A 20,268-nucleotide genomic window follows, 5' to 3' on the forward strand; every position below is an offset into this window, starting at 1 on the left:
TTTACAAATACTATCTTGGTCAACGCGAACCTAAAAAATCATCAGACTTCGGAGATTTATTTCATTTGATGCTTATACCATATTGTGAATTGGCTATCATGGAACGCGATCTGTGTGATACTTTGAGGCAAATAAAACGCAATCACACTGTATTAGATTCCACGGAAATTCGGAATATTGATTTCCTAAATGAATGGCTATAGAAGACCATATGAGTATCGATGAATTCATTGCCAGGCCGCCGAAAGGCTATTGGCTCAATAATCTGGATATTATTACTACGATCCTAGGCGAGTCCAAAATTAATGGAACTCATATTGAGCAGATTCTAGAAAAATTTCAGATCGAGATCAGCAAATCACGAGGCGGAAAGGCAACGAATTGGATAGTAGCAGCATTGGTTTTAGATGAGGACATATCCATCAAACTGCTTCGCAAGAAAGGAATGCTTCGCTATTCCAAAGTGATTGAGAAAGGCGGGCCCGGCCCCTTGCAAATGGTGGTATCTAAGATTATCGAAGCTGCCTCCATCTTAGGTCTCTCAGAGAATTCCTTGATGTATTTTAAATCAATCAGTCATCTTCTAGAGCTTTCGGTAGGTGTTAGCCATTTTCGACGAGGCCTCTTAGGTGACCTTTCACGGCTTGGCGAGCACGCCATAAAGACTCTCATTGCTGGTGTAGATCTTTTGTTTTATTTGGAGCATGTAGCTGATAGAAGAATATCAACTGATTCCTGGCGCCATTACCTAAAAGAAGAACTCGCAGAAGCGTGTACCCTTTGTCTAGAGGCACTTTATAAAACGAGGACTATTAAAGCCGGCCAATTTTCTTTGATTGATGAAAATGGCGTACTCGATGGAACCTACTACGGCCATTTGGTAAATGCGTCCAAGATAGGAAAATATTTTGAATGGGAAATACTAATTGATCTTGGCCTCGCGAGATGTGATAAAGTAGAACAGGACAAATTTCTACTTAGCCCAACCGATGTGGATTTTGAGAAAGCGACTCAATTGGGATTCATGAATTCCGAATGGTCAGATTCCGCCGAGTTTGTAAAACATTATGATAAGGACCAAGTAACAATCGCGGCGGTATCAGAGAAATTACATAATATGATGGCCCAAAATAGTTGGATCGAGGTAGTGGATACACCTGTCCGGCGAATTGTTATGAAGATTCCCGACATAACTCCCATGAAAGATTTACTTAATCGTCCCGAGTATTTTATGGAGGAGGGTATATACTTTCATACCGCGATGAAGAACTATTTTATGGGTGAGGAGAATCTCAGAGATTTGACTATATCTGGCAATTTAACTGCTTGGGACTTAGTACTAGTATTACGGTTGATAAATATTCTAAGAGGGGTGTATAAGATTGAGGCAGAAAAATACATCGATTCCGAGCCGGAATTATTAGTACGCTCACTTCTTCCTGTATTCAAAATTGAGGATTTTTCCACTCTTCTCAGTTTCGTTCTAAGCGAGGATAAATCCACTGAATTAATTAGTTTGTTGAGTTGGACTCCCAAAACAAGTGAGGACCAATCATTTGCTGATTTTCAATATCGGCCGATCATCTGTTCAGAAGGCTACTGCATGGTCCCGATGAATATTGTTGGCACATCTGATCTTTTGAGGAACATTTTACAAATTAGTCGTGGACGGCCATATTTGGCTGAGAGGGAGGACATAGTTGAGACTGCGCTTTCTGCGGCATTTACCGCACTAGAGATACCATGCCAAACCAATATTGATTATAAATATGATGGAAAATATGGGGAGATTGATCTTCTTGTTAAATTTGATGACCATATATTTTTGTTCGAGTGCAAGGCTCCACTATTACCCGCAACTCTTTTCGAACTTCGCACAACGTTAGACCATTGTAAGAAAGCAGCAAAGCAGTTAGATCAAATGAAGTCCAATTTTAATCAGACCGACTTTGTTAAGCGCCTCGAGGAAAAACTTAGCTTTTCGTTAGGCTCACTTACAAAAGTGAGCACCTGCATAATTACAGCTAACCGCATGTTTCCTGGAGCTAGGATTCAAGGGCATCCAGTCCGCCATCTCTTTGAGTTTGGGAGTTATCTGGAATCTGGGGCTATTAATGCATTTGGGAAGCAAATCAAATTTACCAAGGGTGTAAAGATAACCGCAGAGGAACTTAGTGAATACATTAACAAGGACATCGTCCATGAGATACTATTCAAATCAATGCGAAAACAGGTAGTCTCATACCAATTTGCAGATCAAGTGTTGGAAGTGGATCATTATCCGCTGAATACAAAATCACTAGCTGATAATCTTGGATTGAAAATGACAGACGATGAACTAAGTGCTTTCGTAGAACCACGAAGTTTACTACCTGATCCCGCAAAATAATCTCAGAGTGGTGGCTCCGCCGGAAGTTCAATTATTAAAAACGTATGCCGACTTGCGTATGCAGTATCGTCGGTAAAATGTGGTTCTTTGGGTTTGTCTGGGGGCCTGGCGCGATTTTCAGCCGGGTAGGGCTGAAACAAAAAATGTCGACGAGAAACAGCGCTCCCGTCGACAGATTCTAATGGTCGGGGCGAAAGGATTTGAACCTTCGACCCCCTGCTCCCAAAGCAGATGCGCTACCGGACTGCGCCACCAGGTCGAGTCCCTCCACCGCTCTGAACCCCCAAAATCGATCGGGCTCATGATGGATCGCATACTGATAGCAGAGGAATAGCACATCAGCCCTTGCTCTCCCTCTTAGAACGCCGGCCTGTCAAGCCGGAGGTCGCGAGTTCGAGTCTCGTCGGTCCCGCTCTTCGTGAACCCCTTTTCCCCGTCGTGAGAAGGGGTTTTTTTATTTGCGACCCAATTGGTGGTGATTGGTGAGGTTTGGGGTGCTCATAACGACTGAATAGCGAATCGCCTTTCATCCCTTTCTCAAACTTTTGACAGTTTTCAACCTGCAAGCTCTGGATCAGTCCCGCGTAGTGCTGTTCCGTAATCCTCACGCTTAAATGCCCCAGGAACCGACTCGCGGCGAAGATGCCGCGCGTGCCAAGGTACAACATGGATACTGCCGTTTTTCTGAGCGTTTGCGGGCTGGCGTCTTCAATGTTGGTCTGCCTAATTAACCACTAACCACTCTACCCTGGTATAAACCTGATCCTTGGAGAAATTGAAGGGGCCATCAGGTTCAAGTTTCCGGCCCTCGAGTATTTCCTTTACCATTTCTCCCTTGCCGATGCTACGAGCATTGGATGTTTTGCCCTGCTGAAAATGGATCGCCTTTTGACCATTGTTAGCCCAAGTGAGATTTGGGACCAGAGCTGCACTCAGTCTTGAGTCCCAACGGTCAGAAACATAAAATGCCGACGAGAAACTGCCCTCCCGTCGACAAATTTCATAGTCGGGACGAAAGAATTTGAACCTACGACCCGGCTCGCCGTAGGTGGCTACGGCCTCCCCGTGGCCGGGACGGCCAGGGCCGAGGCCCTGCTCCCAATGTGGATGTGTGAGTTGCATAAACTGTTATATATCATTTGGTTGTGGATGGCCGATCTCAAACGTACGTGGCCGATCGTAGGCAGTGGTTTCAGTCTGTCTTATGCGTAATTAAAAAGGCATTTGCGACCCTTGGGTTATGAGCCCCAAAATTGGTTAATAAAAACAGCAGCTTAGGATGCTACTGTGCCCTGAGTGCGCCTCACTGTTGAAGTAGTTGGCTATCTGCCACCCTGACAGAAAGCCCCATGGATCGACAGGTTTGTGGGGTTTATTTCTAAACAGACGCATGCCCCATACAAAGCCAATTACGGGATGGCGTCGGCTTGCCACTTTGCTGGTTGGGTGGCGCTAAGTCTTCTGTTACCAATCCATCACCTGTTGTCTTAGCAGCGACAGATCAGTCTTTCAGCCCTACGTGCAAGCTGATACTCCCCCCAGCCCACAGCTGATAGTGTACCTGGCGCAGGCCGACCTTCCCCATGATCGCCGCGAGGTCCACCGGCGAAGGGAAATTCTTGAGGGAATCGGGCAAATAACGGTAGGCTTCCTGGTGGCCGGTCACTAGGCCCCCCACGAGAGGTACCAAGCGGAAAAAATAAAGGCGGAACAGGTTGCCGAACCAGCCTGGCGGTGGCAGAGCGATTTCTAGGCACACGACGCGGCTGCCGGGCTTTGCTACCCGCCGTTGTTCGGCAAAAGTCAGCTCGATGTCGGTCACGTTACGGATCAGAAAGGAGCTGACGACGGCATCGAACGAGTCGTCGGCGAAGGGCAGCCGCTGGGCGTCGGCCAAGGCGAAGCTTGCGCGCGGGTCGCTGACCTGCTGGTGGGCGCGGTGCAGCATCGCGAAGCTAAAGTCGATCCCTACAACGCGGCCGGCTCCCTGGTCCAAGAGGGCTAGCGCCTGCTTGCCAGTACCCGTAGCTACGTCCAAGGCAAGCCCACCTTGGGGCAGACTACTGGCCTGGGCTGCTCGCTTACGCCAGCGCTGATCACGCCCCTGGGTAATCAGTGTATTCATTAGGTCGTAGCGCGGGACGATATGGGTGAACAGCTGGCGAACGTAGGAGCCCCTATCCCCAGACGCCGGTTCAGGGGTCATAGCTCCACCTCACGCATAAAACGCTGCTCCAGATAACTCCGAAACCCCACTTTCCCCTGCTGACCATAACGACTGCACCCAAAGTTAGGGAGCTGAGTTCTTTTTGGGTAAAGAGAATATCAAACGGTTCTTTGATTTAGATGATTCCATCTTAACCGAAGGGACGGCTGACTGCCCAATCCCTTTCTCAAGAACTGTACGGGCAGAGCGTAGCTTCTACATCTAGTCTCTCTTTCCCGCTGTTGTTAATTTTCAAGCTATGGATCACGAAACCATGCTCACAGATATGGAGGTTTATTCCTTGTCGGCTCCTCAGCCGCTGCGGGATCGAATTGCCCACGCCATCGAAAAGGCAGCCCTGGTGGAGCAACCGGTGCCGGTATACCTGAGCATGGGCCTCCCAGCGACGGATCTCCTGACTCTGGCCGCACTTCCCGACGACAGCCTCATTCGCTACTACTGGGAAAAACCGGATGAGGGATTTGTCCTGACCAGTTTTGGCGCGGTCGTAACGTTTGATTTTGATTCTGCTGTGGGCCGCGAAAGGACCATGCATCACATGACCCTCGTACTGGAAAGGTGTGTCGACTGTTCTCCCAAGCCTTTGGACCTCGGCGGCCTGCGGATGATCGGTGGCTTCTCCTTCGATCTTGAAGGAGCGGAGAATAGTACGTCTCTCGAGGGTTCCTCACCATGGGATGGATTTCCTCGAGGCAGGTATATTCTGCCGGAAATACTGCTCATCCAACAACATGCTCAACTGACCCTTACGATCGTTCGCCTGGCCAAAGCTGCAGATAGCGTCGATGACATTGCCCGTGCCCTGGAGAAGCAGATTGACAATTTCAGGAAAAAATTGTCTACAGAACCGATTGCCAGTGAGTCGACAATTTTCAAGGGAAAGTCCGAGCTTCCCAGCCACGACGCCTGGGTGGAGCGAGTACGGCTGACCCAGGCGGGGATGGGACCTGAAGTTTCCAAGGTGGTTCTCGCCCGGACCCTGCAGCTCAGTTTCAATGGACCTATCGCCCTGTTTCCCGTCCTCAATCGCCTCCGTACTCTGTACCCATCCTGCACGACCTTCCTGTTCCATTTCCCCTCCTTAGGGACTTTCATTGGCGCCACACCGGAGCGGTTGGTTCAGCTGCAAGGTGTAGAGGTCTATACGGAGGCTCTGGCCGGTACTTTTCCCCGGGGAGAAACTGAATCTGAGGATCAGAAACAACGGGAAGATCTTCTGGGCAATCACAAAGAACGGACTGAGCACCAGTATGTGGTCACGGCGATTTGGGACAAACTTGTTGGGCTTACATCGCATTTGGAAAAGACTGAGGAGCCTGAAATTCTCGCCCTTAAAAATGTGCTGCATCTGAGAACACCCATCAAGGCAAGATTGAAAGAGCCTATCCCACCTCTTACGCTGGCTGCTCTTCTGCATCCTACTCCCGCGGTTGGAGTCACAGCGAAAAGAGAAGCCCGGGAAGTCATCGGCCGTTACGAGCATCAGGACCGAGGCTGGTATGCCGGGGTTCTCAGTTGGATCGACGGTAAAGGAAACGGTGACTTTGTCGTTGGCCTTCGGTCTGCCCTGATAAGAGAGACTACGGCCTTCGTATTCGCTGGGGCCGGTATTGTTTCTGAGTCTGTGCCGGAGCAGGAGTGGGAGGAAACGGAACTCAAGATGCGACCCCTGATACGGGCACTGTGCCGTTCTGCTGATGGGACTGGTGAGGAAGCCAAGTGACCCCATCTCAGGATCAGGCAGAGCTAAACGCTCTGTGGGCTGATACCCTCATTGCGTCCCTCATCGGCCTCGGGGTCGAGCATGCTTGTCTGTCGCCAGGCCACCGAAATGCCCCGCTTGCCCTCGCGCTTGCCAGACAGGATTCCATCACTGTCCATACTCATATGGACGAACGCAGTGGAGGATTTTTTGGCCTGGGCATCACCAAGGCGACAGGCAGGCCAACGGCGCTGATTTGTACCTCTGGGACGGCAGCAGCCAACTTTTCTCCCGCCGTTATCGAGGCCTATTACACGGGAACACCCCTCATTGTGATTACTGCCGATCGTCCTCCGGAACTACGCCAGACAGGCGCCAACCAAACGATCGATCAAATCAATCTGTATGGCAGCCATACCCGCTTTTTTGCAGATGTGGCAACACCGGATAGATCGAAGTTGGCTTATTTGAGCCACCTTGTGGCGCAAGCAGTAACCCACGCCGTGGGAAAGCCGTCTGGTCCTGTCCATCTGAATGTTCCTCTTCGAGAACCTCTGACGAGATCAGATGGAGCCGCTCCCCAACAAACTCAGCAAATGGACATTGGCAATATCGATCCACCGCGAACCTCGCGATACGCAGTACCGGACCTGCAAGCCGTGGCCGATACCATTATCAAGAATCGGAGGGGCGTTGTGGCCATTGGCCCCATGGCCCGCCAGGATGGCTTTACTGAAGGTTTGTCGGCGCTACTAAAAAGCACCGGATACCTTCTTTTTGCCGAGGCGACAAATGAAGCACGTTATGCCCATGAGCTGGCCGAATTCCGAATTGATAATCTTGATGCGTTGCTCACCAATGAAGCTTTCATTGAGGCTTTCCGGCCGGAGGTCGTAATTCGATTCGGTGCGCGGCCAATTTCGAAGAGCTTCGGTCAAATGCTGGCGAGAGAGAAGCCGCAGCTCTATCTGGTGGATGGCGAAGGCCTGTGGACGGACGCCGATACATTGGCACAGGAGGTGCTGAGAGCAGATCCCGCCGGGTTTTGTCGTTCGATAGCCAATGATCTAGCACTGCTGCCAGCTAACGATGGGTGGGTTTCAGCCATACGTCAGTGGGATACTGCGGCATCAGAGTTGCTGGGGAGCATGGTAGCTGCCGACGCCCCCCTGTTCGAAGGTCACATTGCTGCCCTTTGTGCTGAGTTAACTCCTGAGGATGGTCTCCTGTATGTTGGGAACAGTATGCCCGTGCGGCATCTGGAGCGCTATAGTACCGCTACGAGGCGGAGGCCTTTAACAGTCCTTTCCAACCGGGGTGCCAGTGGAATCGACGGCCTGACCTCCTCCGCATTGGGGGCTGCCACCGGAACAGGACTCCCGGTCTGTCTTTACATTGGGGATACCAGCTTCTATCATGATCTTCCCGGGCTCGCCGCTGCCAAGGGGACGATAAATGCAACCCTGGTGGTGGCCAACAACGATGGCGGCGGTATTTATTCCATTCTCCCGGTAGCCTCCTACGGTAAAGCTCTCGAACGATACTTTCGTATGCCTCACGGGCTTGAGTTCGAGGGCGCTGCGCAAATGTTTGGTCTGGAATACCACCGTGTAACCGATGTGGCGGGAATTCGACAGGCCTTGGAGTCCTGTCTACCGAAATTGGGGGTGCAGATTGTTGAGGTCGTACTTGATCCCGCCCAAGAAATAGAGAAGTGGCGAGCAGTCCAGTCGGCGCTGCAGGACCTGACTCCCTGATATTGCCAGTTTCCTATGCATGATTTCCATTTCGATGACGATCATGACATGGGACCGGTGGTGGTGCTCCTACATGGATTTATGGGTAGCCTCCACGATTGGTCTGACCTGCGAAAGCGGCTCCGGCCCCGATATCGTACGATTGCCATCGATCTTCCCGGCCACGGTCAAACACCTCTGACTGCAGAATTTGAGTTCAATGATTTTTGCCTGGGGCTTGTTGAATGGCTGCGCTCCAGTGGGCTGCAGGATGTTCATCTCATCGGATACTCAATGGGGGCAAGAATCGCCTTGGGGATGACCCTCAGCGATTCTGATTGTATGGCTTCCCTTGTGCTGGAAGGCTGTAATCCAGGGCTTGAGAGCGATGCCGACCGCAAGGCTCGTCATATTCAGGAATCTACGTGGGCTACGGCACTTAATGATGACAAGGAGAAGTTTCTCACAGAGTGGGGTGATGGTCCCCTCTTCCGCCGGCAGCGCCAGCGTAATCGGGAGGCGGCAGCGGCCCTGAGGCTGCGTCGTAAAAAGAGCGATCCTCAGGGTTGGACAGCTGCACAGAACTCCTTGGGATTGGTAAGACAGCCTAATTTTTGGTCTGAGCTGCCCTCTTTGAACCTACCGGTTCTGCTGGTGACAGGCGCGGAAGATTTCAAATATGGACAGTTAGCAGAGCGCATGGTAAACCGGTTGCCCCAGGCCTCCCACAGGTCCATTTCCGAATCGGGCCACTGTGTCCATCTGGAGCAGCCCGACGCCTTTTACCGGACGGTCTGCCGGTTTATGGCAGCTTGATGAGCGGGAAAATTTGATCACCAGCATATCGATGCTAATATAGGTCCGGACCCAAGTGCCGATGGGTGCGCCAGAGGGTGGTCGAAAATTCATAGGAATCGGGCTGATCAGATGGAGGTCAAGATGAGTGTTGCGTGGGAACAGGTAAAGGAATTCACTGACATACTTTATTATAAGGCTGAGGGGATCGCGAAGATCGTGATCAATCGGCCGGAAGTACGCAATGCTTTTCGTCCCCGGACAGTCATGGAGCTGGAAGAAGCCTTTCGCGATGCCAGGGAGGACGTCGAAGTGGGGGTAGTTATCCTCACGGGGCAGGGTGATAAAGCGTTCTGTTCCGGTGGAGACCAGAGTGTCCGGGGCGATTCCGGCTACGTCGGCAGCGATGGGATACCCCGTCTTAACGTTCTAGATTTGCAGCGTCAGATACGAACCATGCCCAAGCCAGTGGTCGCTATGGTTGCCGGATACGCCGTTGGTGGTGGTCATGTCCTGCACATGATATGCGATCTTACCATTGCAGCGGACAATGCCCAGTTTGGACAGACGGGGCCCAAGGTCGGGAGCTTCGATGGTGGCTGGGGGGCCAGCTACATGGCACGCATCGTGGGACAGAAAAAGGCCAGGGAAATCTGGTTTCTGTGCCGGCTGTACGATGCTCAACAGGCCCTTGATATGGGGTTGATTAATGCTGTTGTGCCCTTGGTCGACTTGGAGCAGGAAACGGTGCAGTGGTGTCGTGAAATGCTGGCCAATAGTCCCACTGCGATTCGGCTCCTAAAATCGGCTTTGAATGCGGATTGCGACGGACAGGCCGGCTTGCAGGAGTTGGCCGGAAACGCTACCATGCTTTTCTATATGACTGCGGAGGCCCAGGAAGGGAGAAATGCCTTCATGGAGAAGCGCAAGCCAGATTTCGGGAAGTTTCCCCGCCAGCCTTAGGAACCCTGACAATGCCATCCGATTTCAGGGCATGGATCATGGCCTCACGTCCCAAGACCCTCTGGGCAGCCATCGCACCCGTCGTGGTAGGTTCGGCCATTGCGGGTCGAGGTGGGTACTTTCAACCGGCAGTGACCCTGGCCATCCTTGGCGCGGCAATCCTCATACAGATCGGCGCTAATCTGGCCAATGATGTTTTTGATTTCCTCAGGGGAGCCGATACAGCGGAGCGCCTTGGTCCGGCCCGGGTTACAGAACAGGGTTTACTGAAACCTGAACAGGTGAAGCGTGGCATGTATCTGGTATTTGCCCTCGCCATCGGTATCGGTCTCTACCTGGCTTGGATAGGCGGCTGGCCCATTGTGGTAATAGGTCTGGTCAGCATAGGTGCTGCCGTTACCTACACCGGGGGACCATGGCCTTTCGGGTACCACGGTCTGGGTGATCTGATGGTCTTTATCTTTTTTGGTATTATCGCAGTGGCTGGAACAGTCTACCTGCACGCCGGTACATTTCTCTTCTCCAGCCTATGGGGAGCTGTGCCCATGGGAGCCTTGGCGACAACCATACTCGTGGTAAACAACGTGAGGGATATTGAGACTGATGCACGGGCCGGCAAGCGTACCTTGGCAGTTCGCCTGGGGCGGAGGGGATCTGAGGTAGAATACGTCGGGTTAATCATCCTGGCCTACGTTACCCCTATTCTATTCTGGCTGCAGGCGAACGCTTCCTACGCGCTGCTGCTGCCCCTGCTGTCACTTCCTCTGGCGTGGCGTAACTACCGGGCTCTGGCACTGCATTCGGGGCGCTCACTGAACCAGACCCTTGCCAAAACCGCTCAACTTCAGGCCCTGTTCGGGGGGCTGTTCGCGGCAGGTATGCTCCTTTGAAACTGGCTGATATCCGTTTCTTTCCATATACCATACCATTTAAAGTACCATTTTCAACAGCCGCCGGGACTATATGGAACCGGTCCGGCTGGATTATCCAATTGGAGGACCGCGAAGGGAGAGTAGGTCAGGGGGAGTGGGCGCCCCTCCCCGGCTGGAGTCCTGATGCCGCTGAAGTGAATCCTGACCAACTGGAGGCTGTTGCAGCCCGGCTTAAACAGGCCGATCAAGATCTGGAGTCTGCGCTCACGCAAATTATGGGTGATCTTCATGCTAAGCCTGCGCTTTGCTTTGCCCTGGAAACTGCGGTCACCGATCTTGCTGCCCAGGCCGCCGGATATCCCCTCTACCGATATATTCGTTCTGATGCTTCACCAACGGTGCTCATAAACGCCATTGTGCCGGCGGGGCCTCTGGACCAGGTGATGGATGCAGCGGTCCGGCGATATGATGAGGGCTACAGGACCTTAAAGTTGAAAATCCGGGGACCGGAAGATGAAGCTTTGCTGTCGGCCCTGCGTGAGCGACTTGGAACAGAGTTCTCTATCCGTCTTGATGCCAATGGTGCGTGGGATGTGCCCACAGCCATCAAGATTCTCCGCAAGTTTGAGGCTTATGATATTGAATATGTTGAACAGCCAACGGATCCTCTAGATTATGATGCCCTTGGGAGGGTACGTGCAGAAGTAAGCATTCCTGTTGCCGCAGATGAATTGGTAACCGATAGATCATCAGTAAAAAGAATGGTGGAAGATGGGTCGGTGGACGTGGTTGTACTCAAGCCCATGATCCAGGGAGGGATCAGAGCCTGTCTCGATATGGCCAGATTGGCTGAAGCCGGCAATGTGAAAGTTGTGCTGACGACGACCCTTGATGCCATTATTGGCCGTACGGCCACGGCTCATCTGGCGGCGGCCTGCAGCACTCCAGGAATGGCAAATGGTCTTGCAACGGGCAGCTTCCTCCAGGCTGATCTGGCTAAAGATCCACTGAGAATAAAGAATGGTACCATCACCTTAGCGGCTGTGCCGGGGTTGGGACTTTCGAGGATCGCGGCCCAATGAGTTTCGTACTGACATGGCTTCACGAGCAGGTCCGTTCCTCCCCCGATGACCTTTGCATCTCGACGGCGGACCATTCCTATACATTCAGTCAGTTGGCTGCTGAAGTCGATTTGCTAGCCCAGTCTCTCCTTACGAGAGGATGGCAGGAGGAAACCGTCGCCACATGGCTTCCTGACAGTCTCGATATGGTGTTGGCTCTCTGGGCAGTACCGAGAAGCGGCGGCGTGCTCCTGCCCCTACATGCCAGCCTCAAGCCTAATGAAGTATCATCGTATATGTCGCTGGCCGGCTGCTCCCGTCTGCTTACTGAACAATCCCGGATAGACGAGTTCCGGAAACATCTTCCGGAGGGTGCCGAGGTCATGATGGTGGATGAGAGGGAGGAAATCGAGATAGGCAGGATCTCCAGAGTTGTTCCTCACAGGAAGCATCAACTGCATTCCATTCTTCTGACTTCCGGGACAACGGGCAGACCTAAAGGGGTGCAGTTAACGTATGATAATCATCAGGCCAGCATGGATGGTTGGATAGCCTATCTTGGTCTGACCCGTCGGAGCCATTATCTCTGCACCCTGCCGTTGAGTCATGTAGCTGGCATGGGCATTTTCCTGCGGGGTGCCAGGGCAGGCTTCGCGGTCAACTTCCTGCCCAAGTTTGATGCCAGTGCAGTGAATACGAGGCTCGATTCTGGCACTGTTACCCATATATCTCTTGTTCCTACCCAATTGAGCAGTATACTGCGGCAGAGAGATGGGCAGCCATTTCATAAGGCTGTCGAGGGCATTATCCTGGGGGGAGGGCCAGTTCCACTGGATCTCATCGAGCAGGCTCTATCCCTTAAGGCGCCTCTAATTGTGACCTATGGTATGACGGAAACGGCCTCGGGAGTTACCGCTGTGCAGGTGGACAAGCATCCCGATAAGAAGGGGACGGTAGGGCGCGCAATTGGCGCTGGCAAGGTCATGATCACCGACGATGACGGTACCGAGCTCAAGGCCGGAGAGATCGGGCAGGTGAGAATACAATCATCTGCAGTGATGACGGGATATTTGGGACAACCGGTGATAGGCGCTAACACTTTCACCACGGGTGATACGGGGTGGCGGGATGAAGACGGCTTCCTTTATCTCGCAGCGACCCGGGAGAGCACGATTATTACGGGCGGAGAAAATGTCGATCCGCTTGAGGTGGAGTCAGTGTTGTCAAGTATACCAGGTGTGGTTGAGGCAGGCGTGATCGGGATTCCAGATAGCGAATTTGGACAGCGAGTTGTCGCCGTGGTTGTGTTGGATGAGAAAAGTTTGGCCGTGGAGGGGTTACTGCACCGATGCCGTCAGAAACTGGCTGGCTACAAGGTGCCAAAAGCCATCGAGATTTGGGAGCAGCTCCCGCGCAGTCACAGTGGGAAATTGAAGCGAGTGGAACTGGCACTGGCCCTATCGAATAGTGATATCTAGGCGGCCAAATCCTCGGCCAGATAATCCTGGAGGGCAGTTTTCAGTTCGGTAGGAATTGGAGCCTTGCTAAATGTTTTCAATTCAACCCAGACGTGATTTGTGGATAGTCTCGCAGCTGGTTTGCCGTCTGTCGAACGAAAATCATAACTCACTGTGAAGGAAGACTCTGAAATTCTGGAGAGGGATAGACCAACTTCGAGAGTATCACCCAAGCGGGCTGGTGCCATGTAGTTGGCCTCTGCATGGATGAGAGGAAACCCGTCTTTCCCCTCGCTAAAAACTTTGGCGAATCCCCAACCAAGATGATGGAAAAAGGCCTCCAGCGAACTGTGAGCAATTTCGAAATAGCGGGAGAAGAATACGACGCCAGCCTGGTCGACTTCGCTGAACTTTACGGTATGTTGGAACTTAAATGTCTCCATCGCCATCCTTTCTAGGGTCTTTTGGTCTGGACAAATCTAATCTCCCTCCTGGTTTCCTGCCAAGGATGGTGTCGCTTGGAATTTTATTAGGAGATTGCCAAGCTCCTTAGATGACTCCAAATTGACTTTGTGAGCATCGTCAAAGCGATGTGAGCTACTCGTGTCTAAAACTAAGAGACACCTTCCGTGTTTCCAAGGTTAAGCTGGCGCCTCAACTGAAGCGTCCTTTGCTTGATTTTTTCCCGCCTGTCCAGGATCTACCTGTTCCTCCCTTCATAGACAGCCACCGGAATTCACCACATAACACAGGGAATCTCCTGAATATCAGCCCAGAATGGTCGCAAATCTCCTGAGAGGCGAGAGTAAACTCGTCAGTTTTCGATGAGTTTATGTCGCCTTGGCGCGGTGGCTTAGAAGTAGTCTGTCATTTAGACGGGGGCTGGTAGCAAGCTTTCGCAATAAGTGAGCAATTCCACGACGGATCAAAAGTCCGCTGCTCTACCGTCTGGAAAACAGAAAAAAAGACAAAAAACGCTGCCAAAGCAGGCAAGGACCCCCCTAAGTCGAAGTAGAATAGGAGCGCTCACAGGGCCATAAGCAGAGCGGTCTTGAGCGACTACCCTACGCTAAGACGCAGGAAAAACTCGATTTTCTAACGGCCAGAATTGTAAAATGCCGATGAGAAACGGGTCTCCCGTCGACATATTTCATAGTCGGGGCGAAAGGACCGGCTCGCCGTAGGTGGCTACGGCCTCCCCGTGGCCGGGACGGCCAGGGCCGAGGCCCTGCTCCCAAAGCAGGGTGTCTTCACCGTTAAGTTGTGCATAATCAATTACACACGGGTAGGTTCAAGATTCCGTATGCTAGGACGCAGTTTTCCCTACTTCAGGAGCACCATCTTGATGGGCAAAGTGTGCCCTAGGGTCACCAACAAGCTGGCACCCAGAACGCCCAGCGGCCGCCTGCCCCGCCAGCGGCTGGGTTCAGCTCGGCTGGGAAGGTGGACACCGGGGCCAGGGTGTTGGAAAACAGGTACGGCCGGGCGGCGGGGCATATCAAGGGGCGCCGCTCTAGATGAGGCGTCAGCTAAACCTTGGAAACGCAGATATTGTCTCTTAGGTTTTGACTCCAGTAGCTCGCATTACAGTGACGACCTGCAGCGTTCGGCGTCAGAGAAATGTGAACCATTCGTGTCTTTTTGCTAAGTTGAACATGCAGCAAAGGAGTCATGGAGATGGCATTTGAGAAGTCAGAAGCAGCGGTTCGGGACATCAAGCATCGAACTCGCCGGAAGTATTCTGCTCAAGACAAGATCACCATCGTTGTGGAAGGCCTGCGATGGCAGGAAAGCATCTCCGCCGTCTGACGGCGTGAAGACATCGCACCGAACCTGTACTACCGCTGGAGCAAGGAATTCCTGGAAGCCGGCAAGAACAGTCTCATGGTCGATGCGATGAGGAAGGTCAACGGTAACAAGGTTACTGCCCTGGGTAATGAGAATAAACAGCACAGGGCCCGGGAGGCACCCTCTGTACGAGTTCTACTAGTTCCCGGGTCGCAGATTTAGATAAACAAACAAGATGAATCTTCGCCCCCGCATCCTTTCACTGGTCATCGGCATATTGGTTGTCTCCTTTCTAGCCCTGTCTGTACCCCTATACTGGTACACCCGGGGCGCCCTGGAACAGGGTATGGATCGTCGCCTGATCAGCGTGGCACAGATTGTAGCCAACCAGCTCCGCACAGACCTCCTGGTCAACCTGGCCAGAGAGCCGGCCCTCCCCACTGTCCGGGCTATGCTGGACCGCGACCTGACGGCCTTCCTCGTCGATGGGATTGAGGGTATCGCCATCTATTCACAGACGGGTGACGAACTGGCCAGCAGCATGGTCGCCACCGATCAACAACCCGACATCGGTACAGTCCTGCAGACATTCGTTGATCTGGACCTTCCGGCGGCGCAAGCGGTCTCGGAACTCTACCCACTGACTGGGGGTGGCTATCTCAAGGCTGCCGCCGTGCCTATCAATACCGACCCAGACATCCCCCTCATCCTGATAGTTTGGGGTGGCGCTCAATACGTGGCTGCCGTCGACCAGATTGTGGGTAGCCTGTTCTGGATAATACTGGTCTCCGCTGCAGTGGCTGTTGGGCTGGCGGTTATCTTTTCACGGTCGCTTATTCGCCCGGTCATGGCCCTGTCGGCCTATGCCCGCTCCATTCAGGATAATATCCACGCAGCTGCAGTGGATTTGGGTCGTACCGATGAACTTGGTGCCCTCAATCAGGCCCTGATGGAGATGCACACCGAAATCAGGCAGCAGGAAGAGTCGATGAAGCAGCTCCTGTCGGGCATTGCCCACGAGATAAAGAATCCGCTGGGGGGGATGGAGCTCTATGCCGGCTTGCTCGAGGAGACCCTGGCCGGTGAACGCGGTGGACAATCCGATTCCAGGCAGGCCTATTTGAAAAAGGTCACGGGTGAGCTCCGCCGCCTCAAGCAGATCGTACTGGAATATCTGGACTACGCCAAACCGCTCAGAACCAAGCTGGAGGCAATCCGAATTGAGCAAATCCTTGCGGATGTGCTCCCGATCCTGCAGCCTGAGATTAACCAGAAGCAGGCGGCCTGCCGGGTAACGGGCCAGGGGCTGGCCCTGGGAGATGAATCCAAGCTTAGAAGGGTTTTCGTAAATTTGCTGAAGAACAGCCTGCAGGCGCTGGAGCCGCAGGGTATTATCGACATCGATATTCAGCGACAGGATTCAGGGGTGCAGGTGGTGGTGGTCGATGATGGCAAGGGTATCCCCGCTGATGACTTGGAACGCATCTTTGATCCCTACTTTACTACCCATGACAAGGGCTATGGCTTGGGTCTGGCTATCGTTAAAAACATCATCGATGAAATGAATGGCACAATTATTGTCGAGAGTGAAGCGGGTGAAGGAACCAAGGTCACGCTTAGCTTACCCAAGGCCTAGATGATGCCTAAAAGTGATAGAACCGTGCTCGTTATTGAGGATGATAGTACCATGCGGGCAGGTATTCAGACAGTGCTGGAAAAGGAGGGCTATGCTGTTATTTCGGCTGCTGATGGCCCGGAAGGCAGCCGGCTATTCAAGGAGCACAACCCCGAGTTGGTCATTACCGATCTCAAATTACCTGGCAAAGGCGGTATGCATCTGCTGAATGAATTCCAAGAGGCCAGACCCGGCCTCCCGGTCATTCTCATCTCAGCCTACGGCACGATTGATCTGGCCGTGAATGCGCTCAAGTCCGGTGCCAGGGACTTCATTGCCAAACCGTTTTCTATTGACGAGTTAAAGGCCAAAGTTGCCGACGCCTTCACCGATCAACCTGCGGCCAAAGTGGAGACCGGGAGTATCCCAACATATTATGGCATGGTAGGCTCCTCGGTCGAGATGGCTGAGCTCAAAGAACGCATTGGGCAGGTGGCTCAGGTGGGCAGTCCCGTGCTCATCAGCGGGGAGAGCGGCACCGGCAAGGAACTGATCGCTCACGCCATCCACAACGAAGGCCGACGGAAAGGAAAGGTCTTCCTGGCCGTCAACTGCGGCGCCTTTACCGATACCCTCCTTGAGAGCGAACTGTTTGGCCATGAAAAGGGCTCCTTCACCGGGGCCTCACGGCAGCACAAAGGTATCTTTGAGCAAGCCCACGGCGGCACCATCCTGCTGGATGAGATCGGCGAGATCTCACCCCAGCTGCAAGTCAAACTAGTACGGGTGCTGGAAAACCAGACCTTTTTGCGGTTGGGGGGCAGCGAACAGATATCCACCGATGCGCGGGTATTATCAGCCACCAACCGGGATCTGAAACAGGCTATCAGGGCTGGGCGATTCCGCGAGGATTTGTACTTCCGCCTCAACGTGCTTCCGATCCCCGTGCCCCCCCTTCGGGAACGCAAGTCGGACATTCCCGACCTCGTGGCCTATCTGGTAAAGCTGAAATGTGGCAGGCTCCAGCGGCAGGAGCCAGACATCTCGGTGGAGGCCATCGAAAAGTTGCAGCGCTACGCCTGGCCAGGCAACATTCGAGAACTGGAAAATTTGCTGGAGAGGCTGCTCATCTTTTCCGGTGCCGCGACGATCACCGCCGATGAAATATACTTCGATGATGAAGCTAGCGTGGGGATTGGCGACATCGGCAACTTGCCCGAGGTGTTGGAGGATACGGAATACCGGATGATCAAGCAGGCCCTGGAGCGGTCCGGCGGTGTGAAGCAGAAGGCTGCGCGCTTGCTGGGCATTAAGCCCGGCGCACTCTATTACAAGCTTGAAAAATACGGCCTGATCAATGCGGGCGACAGTCCCGGTCCCTCGGAAGACGGTGGGCAAGAGGGGGCGCAATAGGCGTGAGCCAGAACCCTGGCACCGTCCGCCTCTTTAGATTGGCATTGGCTGGTTCGCTACTTCTGGCTAAGCCGGGGATGGCCCAAGACCTTGAAAACCAGTGGAACAATTATCTATCTGTGGAGGCGCAGGTGGCCGCCGCCTCTGCATTGGTGGGTGGGTGGATTGAGCAGCGTGAACGCATCAGCGCCGAAGTCAAGCGCCTCCAGGCCCGGCAATCCTGGTACAACGGCTGGATCATCGAGCTGCGCATCGCCCGAAATAGTGCCAGGCATGCAGCGCTGGCTGATTCTCTATGGCAGCTCCAGGCCCGTTTGGTTACCCTGGAGGCGAACAGGAACAAAGCGTTTGAAAGCCTGAGAGACCATTATCAGCGGCTCCTCCTTGTCGCTGATACCTCCGCCAGCTTTACTCCCTCGCAGAAAGCGTGGGCCATCTCCATGGGGCGGCATTTTCTGGGCCGATCCTCCCATCTTTCCGAGCTGCCCGACTATGCGTTCATCCTCAATCGGCCGTATGAAAGCCGAGCCCTCAAGCGCATCGTATTCGGGGACCTGCAGTGGGTCATCCAATCAAAGTTGTCCCTCATCGATTCGCTTCTCGAGCAGATGCATAGCGAGGCTGTATTGGCGGCCCGCCTGGAGGAGTTCCAGCGCGACCTGGGCGTACAGCGCAAGTCCGAACTCGAGCTCTCGGATGAGCCCTCAGGTGGGGCGCGGCGCGCGGCCGAGGAGGGGGCCCTGTCAGATGGGGCCGGTTCACACTTCGCCGATGTCTCCAAGAGTGCCTCCAGCGCTCCGGTGCCTATCAGCGCCGACCCCTCTGCCGGAGGACCATCTGTGGACGGGACCAGCTTCGACTCCCGTAAGGCAGACATTGATCTCCTAGTGGCCAAGCGCCAGCAGTATGATCGCTTTCTCCAGCAGATTGAATCCGAGTTGCTCACACCCTAAAGCCGCCCTCGCGCTCTCACTGGTGGTGTTGTTCTCTAGCCGGTCTGGTGCTCTGGATGCCGTGGAGCGCCAGCTGCAGTTCTCAACTTATTTTGATTCCAATGTGCGGGAAGACCTTGCCTCCCCAATTCCCTCTGCCGGCCTCACCCTGCGCGGGCGGTTGAGCGGCAGGTGGCAACGGCCCAGCCTCGAATTTTCGGCAGACCTGCTGGGTCAGACCGTTGTGGACATCGCTATCGCTGCAGAATCAAAACTCCTCATCGACGCCGGGATAGGTGCAGGGTATTCGATCACGGGCGCGCTGCTGGTCAGTGGTCGGGTGAATCATTTTCAAAAGGCGCTTTATGCCGGCGCAGGGTCCTACGCCTGGACCGATCTGGAATCCAATGTCCTGTTTACACCCACGCCCAGGTTCCGACTCAGGCTAGGCTACAGCTATCGCAGGAAAACACTGGAGGCGACCCAACGGCTACGGTTCGGTGAAGACATTCTGGAACTGACGGGACGTTATGACCTTAACCCACACTCCTTCATCGAGAGCGGATTAATTGGCAGCAACGTTATTCATCGGGATTTTAGCGCTTTGGAAGTGGCGGGAGATTCACTGCTGATACCGTTGGCGGTGCCGCAGGAGGATCGGGGTCTTGAGGGTTGGCTGCATGTACGTCGGGGAGGCCGCGCCATTGTGGGCCTCCAGATCGGGATTGGCGAGGTGCGATCCAACAGCGTTATCGGCGGGTATACCAAAATTAGCGCCCGCGCCTACCTGTCGGGACAGCTACGGCGGACCACCTTTTATCACATCGATATCCGTCTAATCAACAAGGCCTACGCCTTCCCCAACGTTGTGGGGGAGAGCCGCTATCGTGACCCCGAAGAGCCCTTGCAGAACATGGCCCACATTCGCCTGGAGCGGGCGCTAAATATCCGCAGCATCGTCTATATCCAGGTCAGCCGGTTGCAGAATGAGACCAGTTTCAATCAGCGCTACTACGACAAGACGATGTTGGAAGTGGGCGTGAAACTGGGCCTCTAAGCCATCCGCGGCCGGGTCCGCCAGCCACCCTTGCCCGCGGCCCTGGCACGACCCCACAAGTCTCAGATATCTGACAGAAGCCACAGATTACTGAGGGTATTCTGCCTTGGTCTTGGGCCTGTCGGGGCCACGCTGAAATATTTATTCAAGCCGTCATCACCCCTCTAAGTCGCGCGGTTGCCTGGCTCCCCCTGCTCCCCGCCAGCCGCTATGCCCCGGCAGGCCGGATGGCATATTGATTGCGTAGAATACAGCGGAGGC

Annotated in this window: 15 protein-coding genes; 12 read left to right on the top strand and 3 right to left on the bottom strand. The window is 53.7% G+C overall.

Features of this window, described 5'->3' with window-relative positions:
- The first annotated feature begins 193 nt into the window (after nt 1-193).
- A complete protein-coding gene (locus tag IH971_04515; GenBank protein MCH7497098.1) occupies nt 194-2,389 on the top strand; it encodes a hypothetical protein in 2,196 nt (731 codons plus the stop codon).
- 723 nt (nt 2,390-3,112) lie between these two features.
- Here IH971_04515 and IH971_04520 read toward each other — a convergent pair.
- Together IH971_04520 and IH971_04525 are read right to left on the bottom strand one after the other, a co-directional pair.
- Complete coding sequence (locus IH971_04520) at nt 3,113-3,511, bottom strand: hypothetical protein (GenBank protein MCH7497099.1); 399 nt, start codon at nt 3,509-3,511, stop codon at nt 3,113-3,115.
- A 379-nt stretch (nt 3,512-3,890) separates the two neighbouring features.
- Entirely contained in the window at nt 3,891-4,595 is a 705-nt protein-coding gene (locus tag IH971_04525) for a ubiquinone/menaquinone biosynthesis methyltransferase (GenBank protein ID MCH7497100.1), read from the bottom strand.
- A gap of 259 nt (nt 4,596-4,854) precedes the next feature.
- Between IH971_04525 and IH971_04530 the strand changes: the two genes are divergently transcribed.
- From IH971_04530 to IH971_04560, 7 genes are all read left to right on the top strand, one after another.
- A complete protein-coding gene (locus tag IH971_04530) occupies nt 4,855-6,339 on the top strand; it encodes an isochorismate synthase (GenBank protein ID MCH7497101.1) in 1,485 nt (494 codons plus the stop codon).
- Nucleotides 6,336-8,075, top strand: a complete 1,740-nt coding sequence (gene menD / locus IH971_04535) for a 2-succinyl-5-enolpyruvyl-6-hydroxy-3-cyclohexene-1-carboxylic-acid synthase (GenBank protein MCH7497102.1) — start codon at nt 6,336-6,338, stop codon at nt 8,073-8,075. The genes IH971_04530 and menD overlap by 4 nt, the downstream gene beginning before the upstream one ends.
- 15 nt (nt 8,076-8,090) lie before the next feature.
- The gene (gene menH, locus IH971_04540; GenBank protein ID MCH7497103.1) at nt 8,091-8,870 is read left to right on the top strand and encodes a 2-succinyl-6-hydroxy-2,4-cyclohexadiene-1-carboxylate synthase; all 780 of its coding nucleotides are present in this window, start codon (nt 8,091-8,093) and stop codon (nt 8,868-8,870) included.
- 123 nt (nt 8,871-8,993) lie between these two features.
- Nucleotides 8,994-9,812 (top strand): 1,4-dihydroxy-2-naphthoyl-CoA synthase, encoded by an 819-nt coding sequence (menB, locus tag IH971_04545; protein MCH7497104.1) that lies wholly within the window; start codon nt 8,994-8,996, stop codon nt 9,810-9,812.
- Nucleotides 9,813-9,823: 11 nt separating this feature from the next.
- Entirely contained in the window at nt 9,824-10,702 is an 879-nt protein-coding gene (locus IH971_04550; GenBank protein MCH7497105.1) for a 1,4-dihydroxy-2-naphthoate polyprenyltransferase, read from the top strand.
- Nucleotides 10,699-11,766 carry an o-succinylbenzoate synthase gene (gene menC, locus IH971_04555; protein MCH7497106.1) on the top strand — a complete coding sequence of 356 codons (1,068 nt, stop codon included), beginning with the start codon at nt 10,699-10,701 and terminating at the stop codon, nt 11,764-11,766. The genes IH971_04550 and menC overlap by 4 nt, the downstream gene beginning before the upstream one ends.
- The gene (locus IH971_04560) at nt 11,763-13,223 is read left to right on the top strand and encodes an AMP-binding protein (protein ID MCH7497107.1); all 1,461 of its coding nucleotides are present in this window, start codon (nt 11,763-11,765) and stop codon (nt 13,221-13,223) included. The genes menC and IH971_04560 overlap by 4 nt, the downstream gene beginning before the upstream one ends.
- On the opposite strand, the gene IH971_04565 is transcribed toward IH971_04560, so the two are convergent.
- Nucleotides 13,220-13,645 carry an acyl-CoA thioesterase gene (locus IH971_04565; GenBank protein ID MCH7497108.1) on the bottom strand — a complete coding sequence of 142 codons (426 nt, stop codon included), beginning with the start codon at nt 13,643-13,645 and terminating at the stop codon, nt 13,220-13,222. The genes IH971_04560 and IH971_04565 overlap by 4 nt on opposite strands.
- A gap of 1,580 nt (nt 13,646-15,225) precedes the next feature.
- Here IH971_04565 and IH971_04570 point away from each other — a divergent pair.
- From IH971_04570 to IH971_04585, 4 genes are all read left to right on the top strand, one after another.
- Complete coding sequence (locus IH971_04570) at nt 15,226-16,626, top strand: HAMP domain-containing histidine kinase (GenBank protein MCH7497109.1); 1,401 nt, start codon at nt 15,226-15,228, stop codon at nt 16,624-16,626.
- Between the two features lie 3 nt (nt 16,627-16,629).
- Entirely contained in the window at nt 16,630-18,018 is a 1,389-nt protein-coding gene (locus tag IH971_04575; GenBank protein ID MCH7497110.1) for a sigma-54-dependent Fis family transcriptional regulator, read from the top strand.
- Between the two features lie 2 nt (nt 18,019-18,020).
- A complete protein-coding gene (locus tag IH971_04580) occupies nt 18,021-18,971 on the top strand; it encodes a hypothetical protein (GenBank protein ID MCH7497111.1) in 951 nt (316 codons plus the stop codon).
- Between the two features lie 61 nt (nt 18,972-19,032).
- A complete protein-coding gene (locus tag IH971_04585; protein MCH7497112.1) occupies nt 19,033-20,007 on the top strand; it encodes a hypothetical protein in 975 nt (324 codons plus the stop codon).
- The last annotated feature ends 261 nt before the right edge of the window (nt 20,008-20,268 follow it).

It is taken from the genome of Candidatus Neomarinimicrobiota bacterium, from assembly GCA_022560655.1.
Lineage (GTDB): Bacteria > Fidelibacterota > Marinisomatia > SCGC-AAA003-L08 > TS1B11 > JADFSS01.